The 20,821-nt window shown below is 73.7% G+C and carries 18 protein-coding genes; 8 read left to right on the forward strand and 10 right to left on the reverse strand.

All coding sequences use genetic code 11. The features are described 5' to 3' along the window. Window positions 1-158: 158 nt before the first annotated feature. Entirely contained in the window at window positions 159-506 is a 348-nt protein-coding gene (locus QFZ75_RS16925; protein WP_373465890.1) for an STAS domain-containing protein, read from the reverse strand. Window positions 507-974: 468 nt separating this feature from the next. On the opposite strand from QFZ75_RS16925, the gene QFZ75_RS16930 reads away from it, so the two are divergent. Both QFZ75_RS16930 and QFZ75_RS16935 read left to right on the forward strand, forming a co-directional pair. After that, window positions 975-1,574, forward strand: a complete 600-nt coding sequence (locus tag QFZ75_RS16930; protein ID WP_307537849.1) for a sigma-70 family RNA polymerase sigma factor — start codon at window positions 975-977, stop codon at window positions 1,572-1,574. Continuing rightward, window positions 1,571-2,854 (forward strand): zf-HC2 domain-containing protein, encoded by a 1,284-nt coding sequence (locus tag QFZ75_RS16935; RefSeq protein ID WP_307537851.1) that lies wholly within the window; start codon window positions 1,571-1,573, stop codon window positions 2,852-2,854. Before QFZ75_RS16930 ends, QFZ75_RS16935 begins: the two co-directional genes overlap by 4 nt. 56 nt (window positions 2,855-2,910) lie before the next feature. On the opposite strand, the gene purU is transcribed toward QFZ75_RS16935, so the two are convergent. Together purU and QFZ75_RS16945 are read right to left on the reverse strand one after the other, a co-directional pair. Then, window positions 2,911-3,762, reverse strand: coding sequence for a formyltetrahydrofolate deformylase (purU, locus tag QFZ75_RS16940; protein WP_307537853.1), 852 nt, complete (start codon window positions 3,760-3,762; stop codon window positions 2,911-2,913). A gap of 121 nt (window positions 3,763-3,883) precedes the next feature. Further along, the gene (locus QFZ75_RS16945; RefSeq protein WP_307537855.1) at window positions 3,884-4,384 is read right to left on the reverse strand and encodes a hypothetical protein; all 501 of its coding nucleotides are present in this window, start codon (window positions 4,382-4,384) and stop codon (window positions 3,884-3,886) included. A 117-nt stretch (window positions 4,385-4,501) separates the two neighbouring features. On the opposite strand from QFZ75_RS16945, the gene QFZ75_RS16950 reads away from it, so the two are divergent. Next, the gene (locus tag QFZ75_RS16950; protein WP_307537857.1) at window positions 4,502-5,803 is read left to right on the forward strand and encodes an ABC transporter substrate-binding protein; all 1,302 of its coding nucleotides are present in this window, start codon (window positions 4,502-4,504) and stop codon (window positions 5,801-5,803) included. Window positions 5,804-5,822: 19 nt separating this feature from the next. Here QFZ75_RS16950 and QFZ75_RS16955 read toward each other — a convergent pair whose 3' ends face one another. Then, complete coding sequence (locus tag QFZ75_RS16955) at window positions 5,823-7,673, reverse strand: hypothetical protein (protein WP_307537859.1); 1,851 nt, start codon at window positions 7,671-7,673, stop codon at window positions 5,823-5,825. 330 nt (window positions 7,674-8,003) lie between these two features. Beyond that, the gene (locus tag QFZ75_RS16960) at window positions 8,004-9,389 is read right to left on the reverse strand and encodes a transcriptional regulator (protein ID WP_307537861.1); all 1,386 of its coding nucleotides are present in this window, start codon (window positions 9,387-9,389) and stop codon (window positions 8,004-8,006) included. A gap of 326 nt (window positions 9,390-9,715) precedes the next feature. Here QFZ75_RS16960 and QFZ75_RS16965 point away from each other — a divergent pair, with 326 nt between their 5' ends. The 3 genes from QFZ75_RS16965 to QFZ75_RS16975 all read left to right on the forward strand — a co-directional run bounded on the left by QFZ75_RS16965 (window position 9,716) and on the right by QFZ75_RS16975 (window position 12,929). After that, window positions 9,716-10,375 (forward strand): bifunctional DNA primase/polymerase, encoded by a 660-nt coding sequence (locus tag QFZ75_RS16965; RefSeq protein WP_307537863.1) that lies wholly within the window; start codon window positions 9,716-9,718, stop codon window positions 10,373-10,375. A 167-nt stretch (window positions 10,376-10,542) separates the two neighbouring features. After that, window positions 10,543-11,322 (forward strand): ABC transporter ATP-binding protein, encoded by a 780-nt coding sequence (locus QFZ75_RS16970; RefSeq protein WP_307537865.1) that lies wholly within the window; start codon window positions 10,543-10,545, stop codon window positions 11,320-11,322. Then, on the forward strand, window positions 11,319-12,929 hold the full coding sequence (locus QFZ75_RS16975) for a transporter (protein ID WP_307537867.1): 1,611 nt from the start codon (window positions 11,319-11,321) through the stop codon (window positions 12,927-12,929). Before QFZ75_RS16970 ends, QFZ75_RS16975 begins: the two co-directional genes overlap by 4 nt. 31 nt (window positions 12,930-12,960) lie before the next feature. On the opposite strand, the gene QFZ75_RS16980 is transcribed toward QFZ75_RS16975, so the two are convergent. Both QFZ75_RS16980 and QFZ75_RS16985 read right to left on the reverse strand, forming a co-directional pair. Continuing rightward, window positions 12,961-13,830: an alpha/beta fold hydrolase gene (locus QFZ75_RS16980; RefSeq protein ID WP_307537869.1), complete on the reverse strand. Its 870-nt coding sequence runs from the start codon at window positions 13,828-13,830 to the stop codon at window positions 12,961-12,963. 772 nt (window positions 13,831-14,602) lie between these two features. Continuing rightward, window positions 14,603-15,292, reverse strand: coding sequence for a metal-dependent transcriptional regulator (locus QFZ75_RS16985; protein ID WP_307537871.1), 690 nt, complete (start codon window positions 15,290-15,292; stop codon window positions 14,603-14,605). 272 nt (window positions 15,293-15,564) lie between these two features. On the opposite strand from QFZ75_RS16985, the gene QFZ75_RS16990 reads away from it, so the two are divergent. Beyond that, window positions 15,565-16,323 carry an SIS domain-containing protein gene (locus tag QFZ75_RS16990; RefSeq protein ID WP_307537873.1) on the forward strand — a complete coding sequence of 253 codons (759 nt, stop codon included), beginning with the start codon at window positions 15,565-15,567 and terminating at the stop codon, window positions 16,321-16,323. A gap of 10 nt (window positions 16,324-16,333) precedes the next feature. Here the strand turns inward: QFZ75_RS16990 and QFZ75_RS16995 are convergent, their stop codons facing one another. Next, the gene (locus QFZ75_RS16995) at window positions 16,334-17,722 is read right to left on the reverse strand and encodes a PAS domain-containing protein (protein ID WP_307537876.1); all 1,389 of its coding nucleotides are present in this window, start codon (window positions 17,720-17,722) and stop codon (window positions 16,334-16,336) included. A gap of 494 nt (window positions 17,723-18,216) precedes the next feature. Continuing rightward, window positions 18,217-19,317 (reverse strand): citrate synthase 2, encoded by a 1,101-nt coding sequence (locus QFZ75_RS17000; protein WP_307537877.1) that lies wholly within the window; start codon window positions 19,315-19,317, stop codon window positions 18,217-18,219. A 164-nt stretch (window positions 19,318-19,481) separates the two neighbouring features. Here QFZ75_RS17000 and pdxH point away from each other — a divergent pair, with 164 nt between their 5' ends. Then, window positions 19,482-20,177, forward strand: a complete 696-nt coding sequence (pdxH, locus tag QFZ75_RS17005; RefSeq protein WP_307537879.1) for a pyridoxamine 5'-phosphate oxidase — start codon at window positions 19,482-19,484, stop codon at window positions 20,175-20,177. A 4-nt stretch (window positions 20,178-20,181) separates the two neighbouring features. Here pdxH and QFZ75_RS17010 read toward each other — a convergent pair whose 3' ends face one another. Then, a complete protein-coding gene (locus QFZ75_RS17010; RefSeq protein WP_307537881.1) occupies window positions 20,182-20,820 on the reverse strand; it encodes a TetR/AcrR family transcriptional regulator in 639 nt (212 codons plus the stop codon). Between the last annotated feature and the right edge of the window lies 1 nt (window position 20,821).

Consider the following 20,821-nt stretch of genomic DNA (forward strand, 5'->3'; position numbering starts at 1 on the left):
CGGACCGCCTTACCTCACGTAGGTGCGTCTGGCACGGAGCGTACGACGGCCGGACCTCTCCGGGACGGGAAAACGACGCTTGTGCCAAGACAGGGGGAAATCCGCGACAACGCCGTCACGGACCTACGGACGATCCTCTTCCCCGTGCGCGCCGGTGTTCACGCCGGCAGGGGGGTGGCTTCGTCGTCGACGGCGGCGTCGACGTCCGGATAGACGTCGAAGAGCCTGCGCACCCCGAGCGCCCCGAGGACCCGGTTCACGTGCGAGCCGCCCCCGATCCCGGTCTCGCCCGGCCGGGAGGAGCCCCCGTCCGCCCCCTGCCCGGGAAGGATCAGCCGAAGGCGCCCCTGGCAGGACCGGATCAGCCGGCGCCCGGTGATGAGGACCCCGACCCCGCTGCTGTCGCAGAACAGCACTCCCGACAGGTCGAGCACGACATCCCGCCGCCCGTCGGCGACCGCCTCGTGCATGCGCTGCCGCAGCACGGGCGACGTCACCAGATCCATCTCGCCCGAGACGTGCACGACGGCCCAGCCCGCGCTGCTCGCCTTCGGTCACCCTGAGCGTCACGCGCCTGTCCCTCGCTCGACGATGTCGGACCCGGACGGCCCGGAGACCGGCCCGGGAAACGGAAGCCGTTCCTACGCTTCCTGGACCGTGGCTGCCCCACCCCGCGCGGCACGAAACACGGAAAGCCGATCCGAAACGCACCCGGGACAAGCGCTTCCGGTCGCCACCGCTCCGGTCCGGTCACACACGGCCGGGACAAGTCGGGACAGGGACACACACAGCGTCAGGGATCGCGTACCCCACGCGGTCGACGCCCTACCATCCCCGCCGCCTCCCGGGGCGCGCATTGCCATAAAGGGGCGTGCGCGGTCGAGGGTGCCGACTACATTCGAGGGGAAGCCGGAGAGGAGAATCCGGTGGACACAGGGACAGACGCACGGCACGGACGGGGGCGAGGGGGCCGCATGGCCAGGAAGGACGCGCCACCCCGCTGGGACCGCAAGATGCAGCAGCGGCTCGCCCGGGGAGAGGCCGCCGCGCTCGGCGAGCTCTACGACCGGTTCGCTTCGCTCGTGCACGGTCTCGCCCACCGCGTGCTCGGAGATGAGCGGTCCGCCGACCGCATCACCCGCGAGGTCTTCGCCCACGTCTGGGAGAACCCCGAGTCGTACGACCCCAGACAGGGCCCCCTGCGCTCCTGGGTCGCCACACTGACCCACTGCCTCGCCGTACAGCGCCTGCGCACCACGGAGACCGCCGCGCTCGCCCACGACAGCACGGGCGGCACGGGCGGCACGGAGGAGACCGAGGAGCTGGAGCGCAAGGTCCGCCGCGCCTCGGTGGCGGCCCGCGCCGACTACATCGTCACGTCCATGCCGGCCCCGCTGCGCAGCGCCCTGGAACTCGCCTACTTCCAGCGCCGCGACTACCGCCAGACCGCCGCCGACCTGGGCGTCACCGAGGACGAGGCCCGCCGCCGACTGCGCCTGGGCCTCCAGCTCCTCTCCACGGCCCAGGACGCCGGCCCCTCCGGGACGCCGCCCGAACACGGGGGTACCCGGTGAACAGCGCGAACCCCTTCGGCCCGTACGAGGAGGGCGGGGACGAGCCCGGGCATCCGCCGGGCGGCCCCACGCCCCCGCCCGGCGGACACGGCACTCCCGGCGGACACGGCGCCCCCGCCGGGCCGCCTCCGCGCATACCCCTGCCCCGCATGTCCGTGGAGGACACGGGCCGGCCCCTGCCCGCCCCGCCCCTGGTCCTGGAGCACCGGGTCCTGAAGTCCCTGCTCGGCGCCTGGGCGCTGGCGGCCTGCTCGGCCGAGGAGACGGCGGCGGTGGAGGACCACCTCGGCGACTGCGGCGACTGCGCGGACGAGGCCCTGCGCCTGCGCGGCGCGGTGGGCCTCCTGCACCCGCCGGAGAGCCTCGACCTAGACCCGGCCCTGCGCACCCGCGTCCTGGAAGCCTGCCTGGGCCGCCGCCCGCCCCGTATCCCGGTGCCCGCCTGGGCGACCCCGTACGACGCGGAGACGGCCCGCCTGGACCAGCTGCTCCAGGACATCGGCGACGTGGAGTGGCACGCCCCGGTGCGCCTGCGCTGGTTCGACGGCAAGGAGCCGACGAGCCGCCGCACCACGGTCGCCGGAGTCCTCGCGCACCTCCTGACCGTGGACGGCCTGGTCGCCCTGTCCCTCGGCCTCGACGACCCCCTGGACGCCGCGGCGCACACCCCGACCCCCGCGGCCCGCACGGAGGCCTTCTGGGGCGCGGCCCGCTTCCCGCCCACCCGCTCCGTACGCGGCCCGTGGCGCGAGCAGTCGCACAACCTCGTGCGCACGGCGGCCTTCGCGGGCGGGGGCTCCGGCCGGCTCCCCGTCTCCTACGGCGACTTCGAGCTCCCCCTGCGCGACTCCATGCTGGACCGCGCCTTCGAGACCTGGGTCCACGCGGGGGACATCGCGGACGCGGTCGACTACCCCTACCAGCCGCCCGCCCCGCGCCATCTGCACGCGATGATCGACCTGGGCGCCCGTATGCTCCCCTCGGCCCTGGCGGCCCGCCGCCAGGCAGGTCTGGCGGCCCCCGCCCGCCGGCGGCCGTCCCGGAGCCTGCGCCTGGAGATCGAGGGCCTGGGCGGCGGAGAGTGGCTCATCCCCCTCGACGACCCGGCCGCCCCGCCCGCCGCCGACGACGAGGTGGCCCACGTGGCGCTGGACGGCGTGGAGTTCTGCCAGCTCGCCGCGGGGCACGTCTCCCCGGAGGAGGCGGCGGCGGGCCAGGTGGGAGACCGGGAGGCGATCAGGGACGTCCTCTTCGCGGCGGCGTCACTGAGCCGCATGTAGGCCGGCGGCCATCCGCGGCCCGGCGCACCGGCACGGCGCCGTCCCGCCCCGCGACCTCAGTCGAACACGACGGTCCGCCGCCCGTTCAGCAGGATCCGCCGCTCCGCGTGCCACTTCACGGCCCGGGCCAGCGCCTGGCACTCCACGTCCCGCCCCACGGCGACCAGCTGCTCGGGCGTGACCTGGTGCCCCACCCGCTCGACCTCCTGCTCGATGATCGGCCCCTCGTCGAGGTCGGCCGTCACGTAGTGCGCGGTGGCGCCGATCAGCTTCACGCCCCGTACGTGCGCCTGGTGGTACGGCTTCGCGCCCTTGAAGCTGGGCAGGAACGAGTGGTGGATGTTGATGATCCGGCCGCTCAGCTGCTTGCACAGGTCGTCCGACAGCACCTGCATGTACCGCGCCAGCACCACCAGCTCGACGCCCTGCTCCCGCACCAGGTCGAGCACCTGCGCCTCGGCCTGCGGCTTGTTCTCCTTGGTGACCGGAATGTGTCGGAACGGCACGCCGTACGACGCCACCAGCTCGGCGAAGTCCGTGTGGTTGGACACCACGGCCGCGATCTCGACGGGCAGCGCGCCGGTCCGTGCCCGGAACAGCAGGTCGTTCAGGCAGTGCCCGAACCTGCTGACCATCAGCACGACCCGCATCTTCTCGTCGGCCCGGTGGATCTGCCAGTCCATCTCGAAGGCGTCGCCGATCGCCGCGAAACTGGCCCGCAGCTTCTCCACCGTCACCGGCAGCTCCGCCGAGAAGTGGACCCGCATGAAGAACAGCCCCGTGTCGTGGTCGCCGAACTGCTGGCTGTCCTCGATGTTGCACCCGGTCATGAAGAGGTAGCTCGACACGGCGTGCACGATGCCCTGCTTGTCGGGGCAGGAAAGCGTCAGGACGTACTGCTCGTTCATGTGCGCCAGGGTCCCATATCGGACCCCGCGCCCACGCACGCGCCCGCATCCCGGACGGCCGTACGGAGCCTGCGGGCCGGCGGGGGCCGAGCGCGCGGTTCCCCGCGGCGGGCGACGGACCTCAGGCGGACCGCGTCATGATCCGCAGGACTTCGAGCGTCCGGGGCGGCACGTCCGCCTCCTCCCCGTCGCTCACAGCCATCCGCACATGCGCGTCCCGGGCGGCCCGCACGGCCTCCGGCCACCCCGCGTGGTCGAGGTACGCCGAGACGGGAGCGTCGGGCCCCACCTGGTGCATGATCCGCAGCACCCGCAGCACGGCGGAGTCGACGAGCGCGGCCTCCTGCGAATCGCGGAAGATCGTCCCGATGTACTTCTCGGCGGACCAGTTGTCCAGCCAGGTGTCCTCGACGAGGCGGTAGACGGCGTCGGTCACGTCCCCGTACCCGTCGACCCCCGCGAGCCAGATCCCCCGCTGGAACTCTGTGTCGGAAAGCATGTGCAGCGCGGAGCGCACATTGCTGCGCCAGCGCCACCACGGCATGTCGTTCAGTGGCATGCCGCCCATGGTGGATGAGCGACGCCCGCGACGGGAAGAGTTCTCCGAACCTTGCACGGTCACCGATCGTACGTTCCCGCCGCGGCGGCCCGTTCCGCACCCCGGTGTTCACCCGGACGTCACCGCACGTCGACCGAGAGTCACACCGGCCGTAGCGGTGTGGGGGAATCGTGCGTGTCCATGACCGGCAGGCGACACCTCCACACCTTCCGCACCGCCCTCCGTCGGCGCCTCCCCCGCACCGGAGCCGCAGCGCTGTCCGCCGGCGCGCTGGCGGCGTGTGTGTCCATGGTCGCCGGATGCGGGGTCGTCCCCGGTACCGCGGGGGGTCCGGGGGACGGCACCGTCAAGGTCATGACGTGGGCGCCCGAGAGGACGGGAACCACCGACAAGCCCGGAATGCCCGCCATGGCGAAGGCGTACGCGCGCTGGGTCAACCGGCACGGCGGCATCAACGGCCGCAAGCTCCAGGTCCTCACCTGCAACGACCACAACGACACCGTGGCCGCCGCGAACTGCGCCCGCCGCGCGGTCGAGGAGGACGTCGTCGCGGTCGTCGGTTCGTACAGCCAGCACGCCCGCTCCTTCTTCTCCCCGCTGGAGGCGGCCGGCATCCCCTACCTGGGCGGCTACGGCGTCACGGACGACGAGTTCAGGAGCCCGCTCTCCTATCCGGTGAACGGCGGCCAGCCCTCCCTGCTGGCCGGCCTGGGCCGGCAGCTCGCCAGGACCTGCGGTCCGGTCACGCTCGTCCGCCCCGACACGACCGCGGGCGACGAGCTGCCGGTGCTGCTCGACTCGGGCCTGACGGCGGCGGGCCACGCGGCCTCCGTGGACCAGCGGGCCGCCGAGGACGCCTCGGAGTACGCGGGACACGCCCTGCGGGCGCTGCAACGGGTCTCGGCGGACCCGCAGGAGGCCGGGTGCGTGATCCCCGCCCTGGGCGACCGCACCGACATCTTCATGGACTCGTTCCGGCGGACCCGCAAGAACTATCCGACGGTGCACACGGCTTCCGTGCTGGGCAGCGTCGACCAGTCGACGGTCGACGCGACGGGCAGCACGTACGAGGGCGCGTACGTCACCGGCTGGTACCCGGCGGCGGGCGACGAGCGGTGGGAGCCGATGCGCGCGGTCGTCGAGGAGGAGGCCTTCGGCGACAACCGCATCGACGTCGGCGATCCCGGTGCCCAGACGACCTGGGTGGCGTACACCGTCCTGAGGAGGACGATCGAGTCACTGGGCGGCGGCGAGGTGTCGGCGCGCACCCTGCGGCGCACGCTCGACAACGGGCTGAAGGTCACGACGGGCGGGCTGACGCCGACGCTGAGCTGGAGCTTCCGGAACCTGCTCGTGGCGAGCGACTTCCCGCGGATGGTCAACGCGGACGTGACCTTCCAGGTGGTGCGCGGGGGCCGGCTGGTCACGGAACGCAAGGGCTTCGTGAACGTGTCCGAGGTCCTGGAGAAGACGGACGCGTGACCGCGCCGGCCCGCGGCGCTCAGAGCTGCCCCGGCTGCCGCTCCGTGAGCCCGTAGGTCTGCGCGATGGAGTTCCACAGCTTCGCGGCCCTGGCCTTCTGCGTGGTCGCGGTGCCGCTCTCGCGGTTGCCCGCGGCGGTCTGGCCCGTGGAACGGGCCTGCCCCTTGCGGCAGCCCTTCTTGTCCGCGGCCTGGTCGGCCCACGCCGCGTAGTGGGTGTCCGCCGCGGCGGAGGCCCTCCACGCGCTGTTGAGCGCCGCCGTGAGCTGCGCGTGGTTGTCGAGCTTGTCGACGGAGAGGCCGGCGAGCCGGGTGACCAGTGCGTTGCGCTGCTTGGCGGCGTCACGCAGGTCGGTGGCGGCCTGGCCGAGATTGCTGCACCTGCGCACGTTGTCGACGGCCTTGACCACCGAGTCGCGGCTGTTGCCGCTGTCCGCGAGGAGCTTGTCCAGCGCCACGGCCTGCGCCTCCTCCGGTCCCACCGAGGCGGAGTCGGAACCGGAGGCGTCGGTGGCGGGCGCGGTCGCCGCCACCGTCGTGTTCCCGTCGCTCTTGTCCTCGTCCCCGCCGCCCCCGCTGAGCAGGGCGCCTGCGCCGATGCCGAGCACGGCGATACCGACGCCGACGGCCGCGATCAGCGGTACGCGGGAACGGGACCGGCCACCGCGGCCGTGGTCACCGTCCGCGGCGCCCCGGCGTCCACCGTGCCCGCCCGGGCCGTCGGGGGCCGCCGGCGCACCGGCACCGCCGGGGGCGCCGAAACCGGACGGCGTACCGAAGCCCGCCGGGGTGCCGAACTCGGGCGACGCGGCGGTCTGCTGCTGTCTGCCCTGCTGCCGGCGCGAGCGGGGCTGGTCGAACCGGGGCAGCTGCTGGGTGGAGCCCCCGGCGTCGCCGGGGACGTCCGTCCGGAAGAGGCTGTCGAACTCGGCGGGCGGCTGCTGCCGGTCCTCGGGCCCGTCGGCACGTGCCCCGTACCCGGCTCCCGCCCCGGGACCGGGCGCGCCGGGCTGTGCGGGCACCGGCGCCATGAACTGGGTGGGCTGGGCGTCGGGGTCCACGGCCGCGGGCAGGGGCCCCGCGCCGTTCCCGCCGGACTGCTGCCCGGGGCCGTCCTTGGGGACGCGGCCGAGGTAGCGGGTCGACTCTGCGGACGACGCGCCGGGGGGCGCACCCCCGGCGGGCATCTCGGGCGGCAGCGCACCCGGCCCGACCGGCGGGAGGAACTGCGTGGCGCCCTCGTCCGCGGACGGTGCCCCGGGCAGGGACGCGTTCGGGGCGACGGGCGGCAGGAACTGGGTCGCGCCCTCGTCCATGGGCGTGGCGGGCGGCAACGCGCCCGGGCCCGCCCCGCCGGAGGCGTCCGGGTAGCCGTGGCCGCCCTGGGGTATCGCGCCGCCGGACGCCTGCGGGTCGCCCCACCGGCCGCCCGGGTCCTGCGCCCCGTACGGGGCCTGGTGGTCCTGGGACCCGCCGTACTGCGCGATCTGTCCCTGCGGGGAGCCGTCCCAGCCCGGGGTCCGCGCTCCCTGGCCGCCGGTGTCCCGGGGCGGCGCGCTCCAGCTGGATATCTGCGGGTCCTGGCCCTGACCCTGCATCTGACCCTGTGCGTGTCCCTGTGCGTGTCCCTGGCCCTGGCTCTGGTCGCCGCTGCCCCATTCGTCCGTGGGCGTCCAGCCCTGACCGGGCTCCTGGGGAGCCTGCGGAGCGGAACGCGGGCCCCACGACTGGTCCCAGGCCTGGCCGCCCGCCGGGACCGCGCGGTCGCCCGTCTGGCCGGGCAGGAGGGGCTCGCCGCCGTCGGACGGCAGCACGATGCCTTCGCGCGCGGGTCGCGCCGAGGGCTCGTCGCCCTGTCCGTTGTGCGTCACCGGGACTCCTACGAATGGGGGACCTTCGGAATCGTCGGTTCACGCTACCGGGTCCCCGAGGGCCGCTGCCACGCAGCACGGGACGTGACCTCCGGCACCGGGGACAGCAGGTGACAAACCGCCCCCGGGGCCCCGTTCGAGCCCCTGTTTCACGCCGCTTTTCCCACCATGTGCTTCATTCCTCACACGTTCCGTCCGAACACGTTCATGCCCGAAGTCGCCGGGGCGCCGGGGGGGGCGGACGCCCGACCGGACCGCCCCGGGCCCGCGGCACCCGGGCCGGAGCGATCCGGCCGGGTCCCGGACCCGAGGCGATCCGGTCAACGTCCCTCAGGCCGCCGCCTGAAGATCCATCCGCGTCCCGAACTCCCGGACCACCGGCTCGTCCCGGTACGGCTCCAGGCGCTGCTGGAAGTCGTCCAGGTACTCCGCGCCCCGGTTCGACCGCAGCGTGCCCAGCAGTTCGACCGCGCGCAGGCCCGTGTGGCAGGCCTGCTCCACCTCGCGCTGCTGCACCTGCGCGGTGGCCAGCAGCACGTACCCGATCGCGCGCCGCCTGGCCCTCGACTCGGGGTGCCCGGCGAGGGACTCCTGCGCACGCCGCGCCGCCGCCTCGGCCTGCCCCAGGTCCCGGTGGCAATGCGCCAACTCGTCGGCCAGGTAGGCCTCGTCGAAGTGCGCGATCCACCGCGGGTCGTCCCCGGACTCCGGATCGGCCTGCTCCAGCGCCGACACCGCCCGGCCGGACGCCACCTGCGCCGAGCGCGCGTCACCCATCAACGCGTGTCCCCGCGCCTCCGCCGCGTGGAACATCGACTCCGCGCGCGGTGTGACCCGCCCGCGCGCCCCCTCCTGCGCCGCCCGCGCCAACTGCGCGATCTCCCGCGGATTCCCGAGCTGCGCGGCCAGATGGCTCATGGACGCGGCGAGCACGTACCCGCCGTACCCGCGGTCGCCCGCCGCCTGGGCGAGCCGCAGCGCCTGGATGTAGTAACGCTGCGCGAGCCCCGGCTGCCCGGTGTCGATGGCCATGTAGCCGGCGAGTTCCGTCAACCGCGCGACCGCCGCGAAGAGTTCACGCCCGACCGCCTCCCGGTACGAGCCCGCCAGCAGCCCCGACACGACGCTGTTCAGGTAGTGCACGACCACCGGGCGCACATGCCCGCTGCCGTACTGGTGGTCGAGGTCGACGAGCGCCTGGGTCATCGCGATCACCGCCGCCACGTCGGACTGCCCGACCCGGGGGCCCGCCGAGCGCGAGACCTGCGCGTCCGGCGAGGAGATCAGCCAGTCCCGGCTCGGCTCGACGAGCGCGGAGGCCGCGACGGACGAGCCGGACAGGAAGTCCCGGCGCCCCACGTCGCTGCGCCACAGCTCGCAGACCTGCTCGATCGCGCCGAGGACCGTCGGCGAGAACTGCAGTCCCACGCCGGAGGCGAGGTTCTTGCCGTTCGCCATGCCGATCTCGTCGATCGTGACGGTCCGGCCCAGTTTGCGGCCCAGCGCCTCGGCGATGATCGCGGGCGCCCGGCCCCGCGGCTGCTGCCCGCGCAGCCAGCGCGCCACGGACGTCTTGTCGTAGCGCAGGTCCAGACCGTGCTCCGCGCCGCACATGTTGACCCGGCGGGCCAGACCGGCATTCGAACAGCCCGCTTCCTGAATGAGCGCCTGCAGTCGTTCGTTCGGCTGCCGCGCGACGAGCGGCCTTGCGGCCATTGGCTTAACCCCCTGTGGCTGCGGTGCCGCCCACACGCACCGAGTTGACGAGCTCTCAGCGACCGGGGACCTCACGCTCCCGTACGGGAGAGGGAAAGTTCCGGCCTCGAAGATCAATGCCCCGCGGACATACCGAAGATGCGAGACATGCGAGGATTGCCGGGGTAAAGGCTTCTGCCTGCCCCTCACATGGCTACCCACCCCCCGCTGCCGCCTCCCGTGCGCGCCCCCACAGATGCACCCATGCGCCCCACGTATGGAATCGGTGCTCCTCCCCCGCGCGCGCGGGGGCCGTAACCACGGATGGGTGAGGGAGTTGAGTGGACGTGGAAGAGACGATCGCAGGCACCGAGACCGCTCAGATCCCGCAGCAGCGCGGCGAATCGCTGCAGGACACCGCCGTGCGTTACGCCGAGGAGCGCCATTGGGACGTGGTCCCCGGCACCTGGCTCGAGGCCGTCGACGGTGCGCAGCGCTGCTCCTGCGGGGAGTCCGCGTGCGCCGTACCCGGCGCGCACCCGGCGCGCGACGACTGGGCGACGGTGGCGACGGGCAGCGCGACCGTCGCCCGCCGGCTGTGGGCGAAGCAGCCCACGGCGTCGATCCTGCTGCCGACGGGGCGGACGTTCGACGCGATCGACGTACCCGAGACCGCGGGGTTCCTCGCGCTGGCGCGGATGCGGCGGATGGAACTGACGCTCGGGCCCGTCACCTGTACGCCGGACCGGCGCATGCAGTTCTTCGTCCTGCCGGGGGCCGGGGCGAAGGTGCCGGATCTGGTGCGCAGGCTGGGATGGCCGCTCGCCTCCCTCGACCTCGACGTGCTCGGCGAGGGGGCGTACGTGGCCGCGCCGCCCACCCGGTTCGGTGCGCGGGGGGCCGTCCAGTGGGCCTGCCGGCCCACCCCCGCCAACCGCTGGCTCCCCGACGCGGAGGAACTGATCTCCCCCTTGGCGTACGCCTGCGGCCGGGACGCCCGCCGGTAGTCCCGCCGGTAGCCCCGCCGGGCGGGTGGATGGGCGGATCGGGCGGGCGGATCGGGCGGGCGGATCGGGCCGGTGCGGGTCCGGTGGGCGCGGGGAACCGCGCGATCAGCCACGGCGGACCCGCGGATGTTCACCCTCCGCGGCCCGGCGGGGCTATCGTGCCGCGCATGACGGTCGACGCGGTTGCGGTCCGGGTACGCGGGCTCTGGAAGCGGTTCGGGGAGCAGACGGCCGTCGCGGGGATCGACCTCGACCTCCCCGCGGGCCGGTTCATCGGACTGGTCGGCCCCAACGGCGCCGGCAAGACCACCACCCTCTCCATGCTGACCGGCCTGCTCCGCCCCGACCAGGGAACGGTGGAGGTCGTCGGCCACGACCTCTGGCACGACCCCACCGAGGTCAAGGCCCGCATCGGCGTCCTGCCCGAGGGGCTCCGCCTCTTCGAACGGCTCTCCGGACGCGAACTGCTCGCGTACACGGGCCGCCTGCGCGGACTCCCCGGCGCGGAGGTCGACAAACGCGCCACCCAGCTCCTCGACGTCCTCGACCTCGCCGGAGCGCAGCACAAGTTCGTCGTCGACTACTCCACCGGCATGCGCAAGAAGATCGGCCTGGCCGCCGCCCTGCTGCACAACCCCGAGATCCTGTTCCTCGACGAGCCGTTCGAGGGCGTCGACCCGGTCTCCGCCCAGACGATCCGCGGGGTGCTGGAGCGCTACACCGCCTCCGGCGCGACCGTCGTCTTCTCCTCCCACGTGATGGAACTCGTCGAGTCGCTCTGCGACTGGGTCGCCGTGCTGGCGGCGGGCCGCATCCGCGCCCACGGCCCGCTCGCCGAGGTCCGCGGCGCCGCGCCCTCCCTGCAGCAGGCCTTCCTGGAACTCGTCGGTGCGAACGGCCGCGGCGCCGCCTCCGACCTCGACTGGCTGGGCGGCGGTGCCCGGTGAACACCGCACAGGCCGCCACGGCGTCCGTCACCCCCGTCGTCGTACGGCTGAAGCTGGCCCTGCTGCGCAACGGTCTGCGGCGGTCCGCCGGGCGGCGGGCCGCGTACATCGCGTCGCTCGTCCTCCTGCTGCTCCTCGCCGCCCTGCAGCTCATCGGCCTGATCGCGCTGCGCGGCCATGCGCACGCCGTGAACGTCACGGTGCTGCTGACGGCCGTACTGGCCCTCGGCTGGGCCGTCATGCCGCTCTTCTTCCCCGGCGGCGACGAGACCCTCGACCCGACCCGTCTGGTGATGCTGCCGCTGCGCCCGCGCCCCCTCGTGCGCGCGCTGCTGCTGGCGTCCCTGGTCGGCATCGGACCGCTGTTCGCGCTGTTCCTGCTCGCCGGCTCGGTCGTCGCGACGGCGCACGGACCGGCGGCGTACGTCACCGGTGTCGTCGCGGCTGTCCTCGCGCTCCTGGTCTGCGTGGCCCTCGCCCGGGCCGTCGCGACCGCCAACCTCCGGCTGCTGACCAGCCGCAAGGGCCGTGACCTCGCCGTGCTGAGCGGTCTGGTGATCGCCGTGGGCGCCCAGGTCGTCAACTTCGGCGCGCAGAAGCTCGGTTCGTCGGGCCTGGCCACGCTGGGCCCGGCGGCGGACGTACTGCGCTGGGTGCCGCCCGCGTCCGCGCTGGGCGCCGTGGACTCCGTCAGCCACGGCTCGTACGCCGCCGGGGCCCTCCAGCTCGCCCTGAGCGGCCTGGCGCTCGCGGCGCTGCTGAGCTACTGGCAACGGGGCCTGACCCGGCTGATGACCTCGCCGGACGGTTCGACGCTGCAAGCCGCCGAACCCGTACGGGACGGGGCCGGCCGTTCCTTCGGCCTCGGCCGGCTGCTGCCGGCGGGCCGCACGGGCACGGTGATGGAGCGGAGCCTGCGATACGTGTGGCGGGATCCCAAGACGAAGGCGGCGTGGGCTACGTCGCTCGGGATCGGCCTGATCGTGCCGGTGTTCAACGCGTTGCAGGGGACCGGCTCGATCTACTTCGCGTGCTTCGCCGCGGGGATGCTCGGCATCCAGATGTACAACCAGTTCGGGCAGGACACGTCGGCGTTCTGGATGGTCGCGATGACGGTCTCCTCGACCAGGGACGCGTACGTCGAACTGCGCGGCCGGGCCCTCGCCCTGCTGCTGATCACCCTCCCGTACGCCACCCTCGTCACCGTCCTGACGACGGCGCTGCTCGGCGACTGGGCGGCCCTGCCCGCGGCGCTCGGCCTCACCTTCGCGCTGCTCGGCGCGATGCTGGCGACCGGCGCCTGGTCCTCCGCCCGCTTCCCGTACTCGATCCCGCAGGACGGCTACAAGAACGTGGCTCCCGGGCAGGCGGGGCTGGCCTGGATCTCGGTCTTCGGCGGCATCGTCTCGGCGGCCCTGCTGTGCGCCCCGGTCATCGCCCTCACGATCTACCTCGACACGACCGCGACCGGCGGGACCTGGAGCTGGATCCTGCTCCCCCTGGGCACGGCCTACGGCGCCGCGCTCACCCTCGCGGGCCTGCGCCTGGCGGCCCCCCGGACGGCCGCCCGCCTCCCGGAGATCCTGGCAGCGGTGAGCAAGGCGTAGCCCCGCGTACCGGACCCGCCCGACGGCAGCCTCAGCGGAGCACCCCGTCCAGGAACGGCTCGACGGCGGCCCGCCAGGCCGCCGGCTGGTCGTAGTGCACGAGATGCCCCGCGTCGACCACCTCCGCGTACTGCCCGTCGGGCAGCACCCGCACCATCTCCTGCGCCTCCGCCCGCCCCAGCTCCCCGTCGAGCCCGCGCACGACCAGCGTGGGGCAGCGCACCTGCGCCAGCTCCTCCCAGTGCGCGTCGTACACCCACGCCTCCCGGGACTTGAGCATCTGCTCGTGCTCGAAGACGGGCCGCCACCCGTCCGCGTACTCGGCCATGACCTCGGCGTAGAACTCCCCGCGCGACGGATTGGGCCGCTCCACCCACGGGTCGTCCTCGCCGAACCACTTCCGCACGTCCGCGAGCGTGGCGAACGGGACGGGCCAGGACTTGAACCAGTGCTCCCACTCCCGCTGGGAGGCGGACCCGAGCGCCGACGCCCGCATGTCGCAGATGACCAGCCCGCTCACCAGGTCGGGCCGCTTGGCCGCGAGCTGCCAGGCCGTCAGGGCGCCCATGGCGTGCCCGACGAGGACGGCCGGGGCGAGCTCCAGCTCCTCGAGCGCGGCCTCCGCGTCCTCGACGTACGCCTCGCGCGTGTACTGCGACTCCGGCGGTTTCGTGCTCTGTCCGTGGCCGCGCTGGTCCAGCGCCACCGCCCGGTGCCGCTCGCCGAGCCAGCGGGCGGTGGACGCCCAGTGCGAGGCGCGGCCCATGAGCCCGTGCAGCAGGAGCACACCGGGCGCCCGCTCGGTGGCGCCCGCGCCCGGATCGCCCTTGGGAGGATCGGCGAACTCCCAGGCCGCGAGGCGCACCCCGCCCGCACCGGTCACGTCGATGCGCCGCACCATACGCTGGCACCCCCATTGATCCGCTCGGCCGGCCCGGCCCGCTGCTCCTGCTGGTTGTTCCCGCGTACTCCGTGGTCGTCCCGTCGCCCCCACGCTATCGAATACGTATTCGAAAATGGGTTCCTTGGCGGTAACACCCCTCCTTCGAGTGACGTCGCCCAAGGATTGGCCGCCGCCCCCGAGGGGAGATCTCCGACGGGGGGCGGGCCGCTCGGGGATGACGGTCCGAAGGGGATGACCCTGGGAGCTCGGGGCTCCGGGTCAGCACAGGGGAGGACAGGCCCCGGCGCCACACGGCGCCGGGGCCCTCCGAACGTCCGCGGCACATCCTTGCGCCCCCTCCCCGACCGCGCGCCGGCGCCGCTGCCGTCACGGTCAAGAGCCCTCAGGTCATATGCCTCTCGCGACAGCCTTGCACGCGAACGGCTCGTCCGCTGCAATTCCACGCACTGAATCTTTGTTTCTGCGGGAACACCGGAGGGGAACAACTGAGGCGTCCGGTGCGGCAGTTGACGACGAGGTCCGGAGCCGGGCGGGGCCGCCGCGAGAAGCCCTGGTCGGGGGCGCGGGCAGGCACACGCCCCGGGCACGCCGCCGCGCACGACGGCGCCCGGCCGGGCACGCGCGGAACCGCCCGGCCGCCCCCGCGACGACCGGGAACCGGTCTTCGGGCCGGCACCCCACCTGTGCGCACAGCGCACAGACCCCTGTCAGTTGCCGCCGTCGCTGCCGCGGTCGTGATCCTCTTCGCCCGTGGCCCTCGCCCGTGGTCCTACCGCTTCGCCACGAACACGTGGGACGCCACGCCCGACTCCAGCTCCGCGGCCTCCCCGCCGCTGCCCACGAGCACCCCGCCCGCGGACTCCGTCACGCTGACGACCGAACCCGGCTGCACGCCCGCCCGCCGCAGCGTGTACATCAGCTGCGCGTCCGTCTGGATCGGCTCGCCGATGCGCCGGATGACGACCGTCTTGCCGTCGAGACCGGGGTCCAGATCGGCCAGCGACACCATGCCGGCGTCCAGGAAGGGGTCCGCGCCGTTCTCGCCCAGCTCCTCCAGGCCCGGGATCGGGTTCCCGTACGGCGACTCGGTCGGGTGGCGCAGCAGTTCGAGCACCCGGCGCTCGACCGCCTCGCTCATCACGTGCTCCCAGCGGCAGGCCTCCGCGTGCACCTGCTCCCACTCCAGGCCGATCACGTCGACGAGCAGGCACTCCGCGAGGCGGTGCTTGCGCATGACGCGCGTGGCCAGCCGGCGGCCCTCCTCCGTGAGCTCGAGGTGACGGTCGCTGGCCACGGCCACCAGGCCGTCGCGCTCCATCCGCGCCACCGTCTGGCTGACGGTCGGTCCGCTCTGGTCGAGGCGCTCGGCGATCCGGGCGCGCATGGGGACCACACCTTCCTCCTCCAGCTCGAGGATGGTGCGGAGATACATCTCCGTGGTGTCGATCAGTCCGGACATACGTGCCCCTCGATTAGCTCTGCCGGAGGCTGGGTGGCTCACCGGCGTGTGCGCTGGCCCTGGCACCAATTCTGACGCATACCACCGACAACCGTGCCGTGCGGTGGAAAGCACGTGCCGACGGGTGTCCGCGGGACCGGCCGGGCCCGGCACCCGACCGGGTGGAGAAGGGGCCCTCGCACCCCCAGTGTCGCTCCTGCGGAGCGTATTGACACAGCTGTGGTCCAGACCGCAACGTGATCCGCGACACGACAGCGGAAGGGACTTCGCCGATGAGCGACAGCACGTTGGCCCGGCAGTACTTCGACGCCGCGATCGGCCTGCTGCAGCGGGTGCGGGACGAGGAGTCCGGACCGATCGAGGCCGCCGGGGCGATGATCGCCGACACGGTCGCGGACGGCGGGCGGCTCTTCGCCTTCGGCGCCGGCCACTCGTCGCTCGCCGCGCAGGACCTCGTCTACCGCGCGGGCAGTCTCGCGCTGATGAACCTGCTCGCCGTGCCGGGCGCGGTCGGCGTCGACGTCATGCCCGCCACGCTGGGCTCCGCGCTGGAACGGGTCGACGGCCTCGCGAGCGCGGTCCTCGGCGCGAGCCCGGCCCGCGCCGGCGACCTCCTGGTGGTCGTCTCGCTCTCCGGGCGCAACGCCCTCCCCGTCGAGATGGCGATGAGTGCCCGCGCCCTCGGCCTCAGGGTCATCGGCGTCACGTCGGTCGCGTACGCCTCCGAGACGGGCTCCCGGCACGCTTCGGGGACCTACCTGAAGGACCACTGCGACGTCGTCCTCGACTCGAAGATCGCCATCGGCGACGCGGAGCTCACCCTCGACACCGTCCCGGCGCCCTTCGCGTCCGCCTCCACGGTCGTGACCTCGGCCGTCCTCCAGTCGGTCATGGCCACGGCGGCGGGCGTCCTCGCGGACCGCGGCATCGAGCCCCCGCTCCTGCGCTCCGGGAACGTGGACGGCGGCCTGGAATGGAACGACCGCGTCTTCGAGCGGTACGGCGACCGCATCTTCTACCGGCAGCGCTGAGCCCGCGCCGCTAAGGGCGCCGGGCCCCGGCCACTCCCGCCAGGTCCAGCGCCGCGGCGATCCGCACGGCGACGTCCTCCGCGTACGTCGCGTCGAACCGCTCGAACTGCGTACGGCTCGCGCCGCGCAGGAACGTGACGACCCCCAGCGTCCGCCCCCGGCTCCGCAGCACCACACACAGCGCGTGCACGGAGTCCGCCGGCCACTGCCGGGAGACCGCCCACTCCCGGGTCCGCTCCCCCTCGGTCGTCCCCGCGCTGGCCCGTACAGATCCGATCCGCTCGACACACTGGAAGGCCGGATGCCCCGCGGCGTACCGGACGGGCAGTCCGGCCCGCTCGGCGGGCAGACTGGGCCCCGGCGCGCCGGAGGGCGTCGCCGCGCCCCGCACGAGCCGCACGGGCCCCTCCCCGTCGGCCACCGAACCGCCCGCCACCCGGTCGATCAGCGCATGGTCGGCGAACCCGGCGAGCGCGAAGTCGAGATGGACGGAGGCGGCCTCCGCGGGGTCCTCGCACTCGGCGGCCGCGCGCGCCGCCCGGTGCAACTGGTTGGTGCGGAACCGCAGCAGCGCCGCCTCCTGCTCGGTCTGCTTGTTCTCCGTCACGTCCTGGAAGAGCCACGCCACCCCGAGCGGAACCGGCTCCTCCGCGAGCGGCGAGGCGAGCCGCACGAAGCCGCTGCGCCAGCAGCGCCGCTGATCGCCCTCGGCGGTCCGCAGGGTCACCCACATCTCGGCGGGAGCCGGCGGCGCGCCCTCCGCGAGCACGTGCGTGAGCGCGCCCTCCAGCTCCTCCACGCCCTGCGCGAGCAGCTCGCCCAGCGGACGCCCCAGCAGGGCCGTGCGCCCCGAGCCGAGCGCCCGCGCCGCGTGCGCGTTGACCACGGCGGGCCGCAGGTCGGCGTCGACGAGCACGACCCCCCAGGCGGCGTCGTCGAACAGCGCCTCGCTCAGGGCGATCGACCGCTCCAGGTCGATCTGCGCGTGCACCTCGCTGAAGGCGCAGTACACCCCGGCCGGCTTCCCGTCGGGCCCCGGCACGGCGGCCGACTGGGTCCGTACGAGCACCCGCCCGCCGTCCTTGGTCAGCAGCGCGAACTCGTGGACCTGCCGTCCCGGCGCCTGCATCGCGGACAGCAGCCGGCTCCCGACCTCCTCGGCGTCCGCGGTCCGCACGGCCCAGCCGGCGAACCCGCGCCGCCCGACCGCCTCGGCGGCGGTCCAGCCGAGGATCCGCTCCGCCTCGCGGTTCCAGTGCGTCACCACCCCGTCGGCGTCGAACGCGCACAGCGCCGCGTCCATCCCGTCGAGCAGAGCGGCCAGCAGATCGGCCCCGTCCCGCTCCGGCTCGTCAGGCCCGAGCTCGTCCGTGGTCCCACTACGGCGCGAAGCACTCACCTGGCACCCCCTGCAGGCCGTGTCGGCGTGTCCTGCGCGGTGCGCCCGCGCGTCTGTCCACTCACTACGAATCACTCACTGGCTGTCATTCAACTCGAACGTGACACACCCCACATCTGGTTCCCGCAAGATTACGGAAATCGTCGGTCCCACAAGATCGGTTCCCCCGCCGGTCCCGTCGACGCGTCGACGTCCCGGAAAATCACTTGAGCGCCGGCGTGATGCTTCTTAGTGTGGGTCGCACGCCGAAAGGAGGTGATCGGGTACATGTCTGAAACCCGGACCAGCGAGGTGGCTGCGGGCTAGCGGCCCGTCACCACACACAGTGCGGTGCCGGACCAGCGCGTGAGACGAGCGTGCGGCCGGCCCAATCTTCAGCAGTCACCCGACCCGCGTGCTCGCCGGTGAGTCCGGCCGGCTCCCTCCTCGGAGGGGACCAGAGCACGCGGGTCGTCCGCGTTCCGTGCACGGGTACGGGTACGGAGGCAGCGGGGTCAGTGGGCGATGTCCCCGTAGCCCTCGATCTCGCGGGGGGCCCGGACGCCGGGGCCGGTGTAGCGCGCGGAGGGCCGTACGAGGCGTCCGGTGCGCTTCTGCTCCAGGATGTGCGCGGACCAGCCGGCGGTACGGGCGCACGTGAACATCGAGGTGAACATATGGGCCGGGACCTCGGCGAAGTCCAGGACGATCGCGGCCCAGAACTCGACGTTCGTCGCCAGGACGCGGTCCGGGCGCCGGGCGTGCAGTTCGGCGAGGGCGGCCTTCTCCAGGGCCTCGGCGACCTCGAAGCGGGGGGCGCCCAGTTCGCGGGCGGTGCGGCGCAGCACCCGCGCGCGCGGGTCCTCCGCGCGGTACACCCGGTGGCCGAAGCCCATCAGCCGCTCGCCCTTGTCGAGGGCCCGCCTGACGAACGCGTCGGCGTCACCGGTGCGTTCGATCTCCTCGATCATGCCGAGGACCCGCGAGGGCGCGCCGCCGTGCAGCGGTCCCGACATGGCGCCGACGGCCCCGGAGAGGGCGGCCGACACGTCGGCGCCGGTGGAGGCGATGACGCGGGCGGTGAACGTGGACGCGTTCATGCCGTGCTCGGCGGCGCTGGTCCAGTAGGCGTCGACCGCCGCCACGTGCTTGGGGTCGGGCTCGCCGCGCCAGCGGATCATGAAGCGTTCGACGACGGACCGTGCCTTGTCGATCTCGCGCTGCGGGACCATCGGCAGGCCCGGGCCGCGGGCGGACTGGGCGACGTACGACAGGGCCATGACGGCGGCGCGGGCGAGGTCCGCGCGGGCCTGCTTCTCGTCGATGTCGAGGAGCGGTTTGAGGCCCCAGACGGGGGCGAGCATGGCGAGCGCGGACTGGACGTCGACACGGATGTCACCGGAGTGGACGGGGATCGGGAACGGCTCGGCGGGCGGCAGGCCGGGGTTGAACGCTCCGTCGACGAGCAGCCCCCAGACGTTGCCGAAGGAGACGTGGCCGACCAGGTCCTCGATGTCGACGCCCCGGTACCGCAGGGCGCCGCCCTCCTTGTCCGGTTCGGCGATCTCCGTCTCGAAAGCGACGACTCCCTCGAGTCCGGGTACGAAGTCGGACATCAGGCGGCTCCTCATGATGTGTGCGACGTGCGGCCGGCGGTCACCCGACCGTTTCGGAAGCAGGACGATATCCCCTGGTGCCACCTTTGGGGAGGGCGTGCGGCACTCAGTGCCACGCAGTGATGAAATCCACGCCCGCCAACTGCCCTCGGCCACCCCCGGTCATGCGGCAGGATGACCGGGTGACCGACCGTGATCCCCTTCCCGCCCCCGGGCCCGACCCCGCGTCGATGCGCGAGCAGTACCGGGCCGACGGCCTCGACGAGTCCGGGCTGGCCGGGCATCCCATGGAGCAGTTCGGGCGGTGGTTCGCCCAGGCCGCGACGGCGGGGGCGGTGTACGAGCCGAACGCGATGGTCGTCTCCACCGCGGACGCCGACGGGCGGCCCAGCTCGCGCACGGTGCTGCTGAAGCAGTTCGACGAGCAGGGGTTCGTGTTCTTCACGAACTACGGGTCCCGCAAGGCGCGTGAGCTGGCGGTGAATCCGCACGTGTCGCTGCTGTTCCCCTGGCATGCGGTGGCGCGGCAGGTCGTCGTCACCGGGACCGCGGTGCGCACGGGGCGGGACGAGACGGCGGCGTACTTCCGTACGCGGCCGCACGGCTCGCAGCTGGGCGCGTGGGCCAGCGCCCAGTCCTCGGTGGTCGCCTCGCGGGCCGGGCTGGAGGCGTCCTACGCCGAGCTGGCGGCGCGCTATCCCGCGGGGGAGCAGGTGCCCGTGCCACCGCACTGGGGCGGGTTCCGGGTGGCGCCGGTCGCGGTGGAGTTCTGGCAGGGGCGGGAGAACCGGCTGCACGACCGGCTGCGGTACGCGGCGCGGGAGGGCGGCGGGTGGCGGGTGGAGAGGCTGAGCCCCTGAAGGCTCAAGGACGGCGCCGTTGCGCACGCCCCTGGACGCCCAGGGCCTCGTCCAGGATGTGGGACCACTGGGCCACCACGCCGGTTCTGCGGGGGGTGTCGTCCGTCAGCAGGGTGGCCAGGCCGAGGCCCCGGGACATGTCCAGGAAGCCCTGGACCGTCTCGCGTACCCCGGGGCGGGCCTCGTCGGCGCCGAGGAGTTCCACCGCGATGCGGTGGGTCTCGCGGCCGACGCGGGCCTCCAGTTCGGTGACGCGGGAACGCAGCTGGTCCTCGTTCGAGGCGGCGACCCACAGGTGCAGGGCGGCGCGGAACAGCGGGCCGGTGTAGAGGTCGACCAGGGCGGCGACGACGGCCCGGCGGTCCGTGGCGCCCTCGGGGAAGAGGGCGCGCAGGGCGGTGGAGCGTTCCTCGGCGACGTACTCGACGGCCGCCGTGAAGAGGTCCTCGCGGGTGGGGAAGTGGTGCTGGGCCGCACCGCGCGACACCCCGGCGCGCTCGGCGACGACGGAGACCGTGGAGCCCGCCCAGCCGCGTTCGGCGAGACAGGAGACGGCGGCCTCCAGGAGGCGCTGCCGGGTGGCGCGGCTGCGGTCCTGTTTGGGGACGCGCTCCACCGGCTGCGCGCCGTTCACCGCGCCCATG

This window comes from Streptomyces sp. V3I8 (assembly GCF_030817535.1).
Lineage (GTDB): Bacteria > Actinomycetota > Actinomycetes > Streptomycetales > Streptomycetaceae > Streptomyces.

Excerpts from the sequence above, each read along its gene's own strand:
- QFZ75_RS16970 (WP_307537865.1), top strand. The coding sequence starts at position 10,543 with ATGACGGTCGACGCGGTTGCGGTCCGGGTACGCGGGCTCTGGAAGCGG.
- QFZ75_RS16985 (WP_307537871.1), bottom strand. The coding sequence starts at position 15,292 with ATGTCCGGACTGATCGACACCACGGAGATGTATCTCCGCACCATCCTC.
- QFZ75_RS16925 (WP_373465890.1), bottom strand. The coding sequence starts at position 506 with ATGGATCTGGTGACGTCGCCCGTGCTGCGGCAGCGCATGCACGAGGCG.
- QFZ75_RS17010 (WP_307537881.1), bottom strand. The coding sequence starts at position 20,820 with ATGGGCGCGGTGAACGGCGCGCAGCCGGTGGAGCGCGTCCCCAAACAG.
- QFZ75_RS16980 (WP_307537869.1), bottom strand. The coding sequence starts at position 13,830 with ATGGTGCGGCGCATCGACGTGACCGGTGCGGGCGGGGTGCGCCTCGCG.
- QFZ75_RS16930 (WP_307537849.1), top strand. The coding sequence starts at position 975 with ATGGCCAGGAAGGACGCGCCACCCCGCTGGGACCGCAAGATGCAGCAG.
- QFZ75_RS16950 (WP_307537857.1), top strand. The coding sequence starts at position 4,502 with ATGACCGGCAGGCGACACCTCCACACCTTCCGCACCGCCCTCCGTCGG.
- pdxH (WP_307537879.1), top strand. The coding sequence starts at position 19,482 with ATGCGGCAGGATGACCGGGTGACCGACCGTGATCCCCTTCCCGCCCCC.
- purU (WP_307537853.1), bottom strand. The coding sequence starts at position 3,762 with ATGAACGAGCAGTACGTCCTGACGCTTTCCTGCCCCGACAAGCAGGGC.
- QFZ75_RS16990 (WP_307537873.1), top strand. The coding sequence starts at position 15,565 with ATGAGCGACAGCACGTTGGCCCGGCAGTACTTCGACGCCGCGATCGGC.
- QFZ75_RS17000 (WP_307537877.1), bottom strand. The coding sequence starts at position 19,317 with ATGTCCGACTTCGTACCCGGACTCGAGGGAGTCGTCGCTTTCGAGACG.
- QFZ75_RS16960 (WP_307537861.1), bottom strand. The coding sequence starts at position 9,389 with ATGGCCGCAAGGCCGCTCGTCGCGCGGCAGCCGAACGAACGACTGCAG.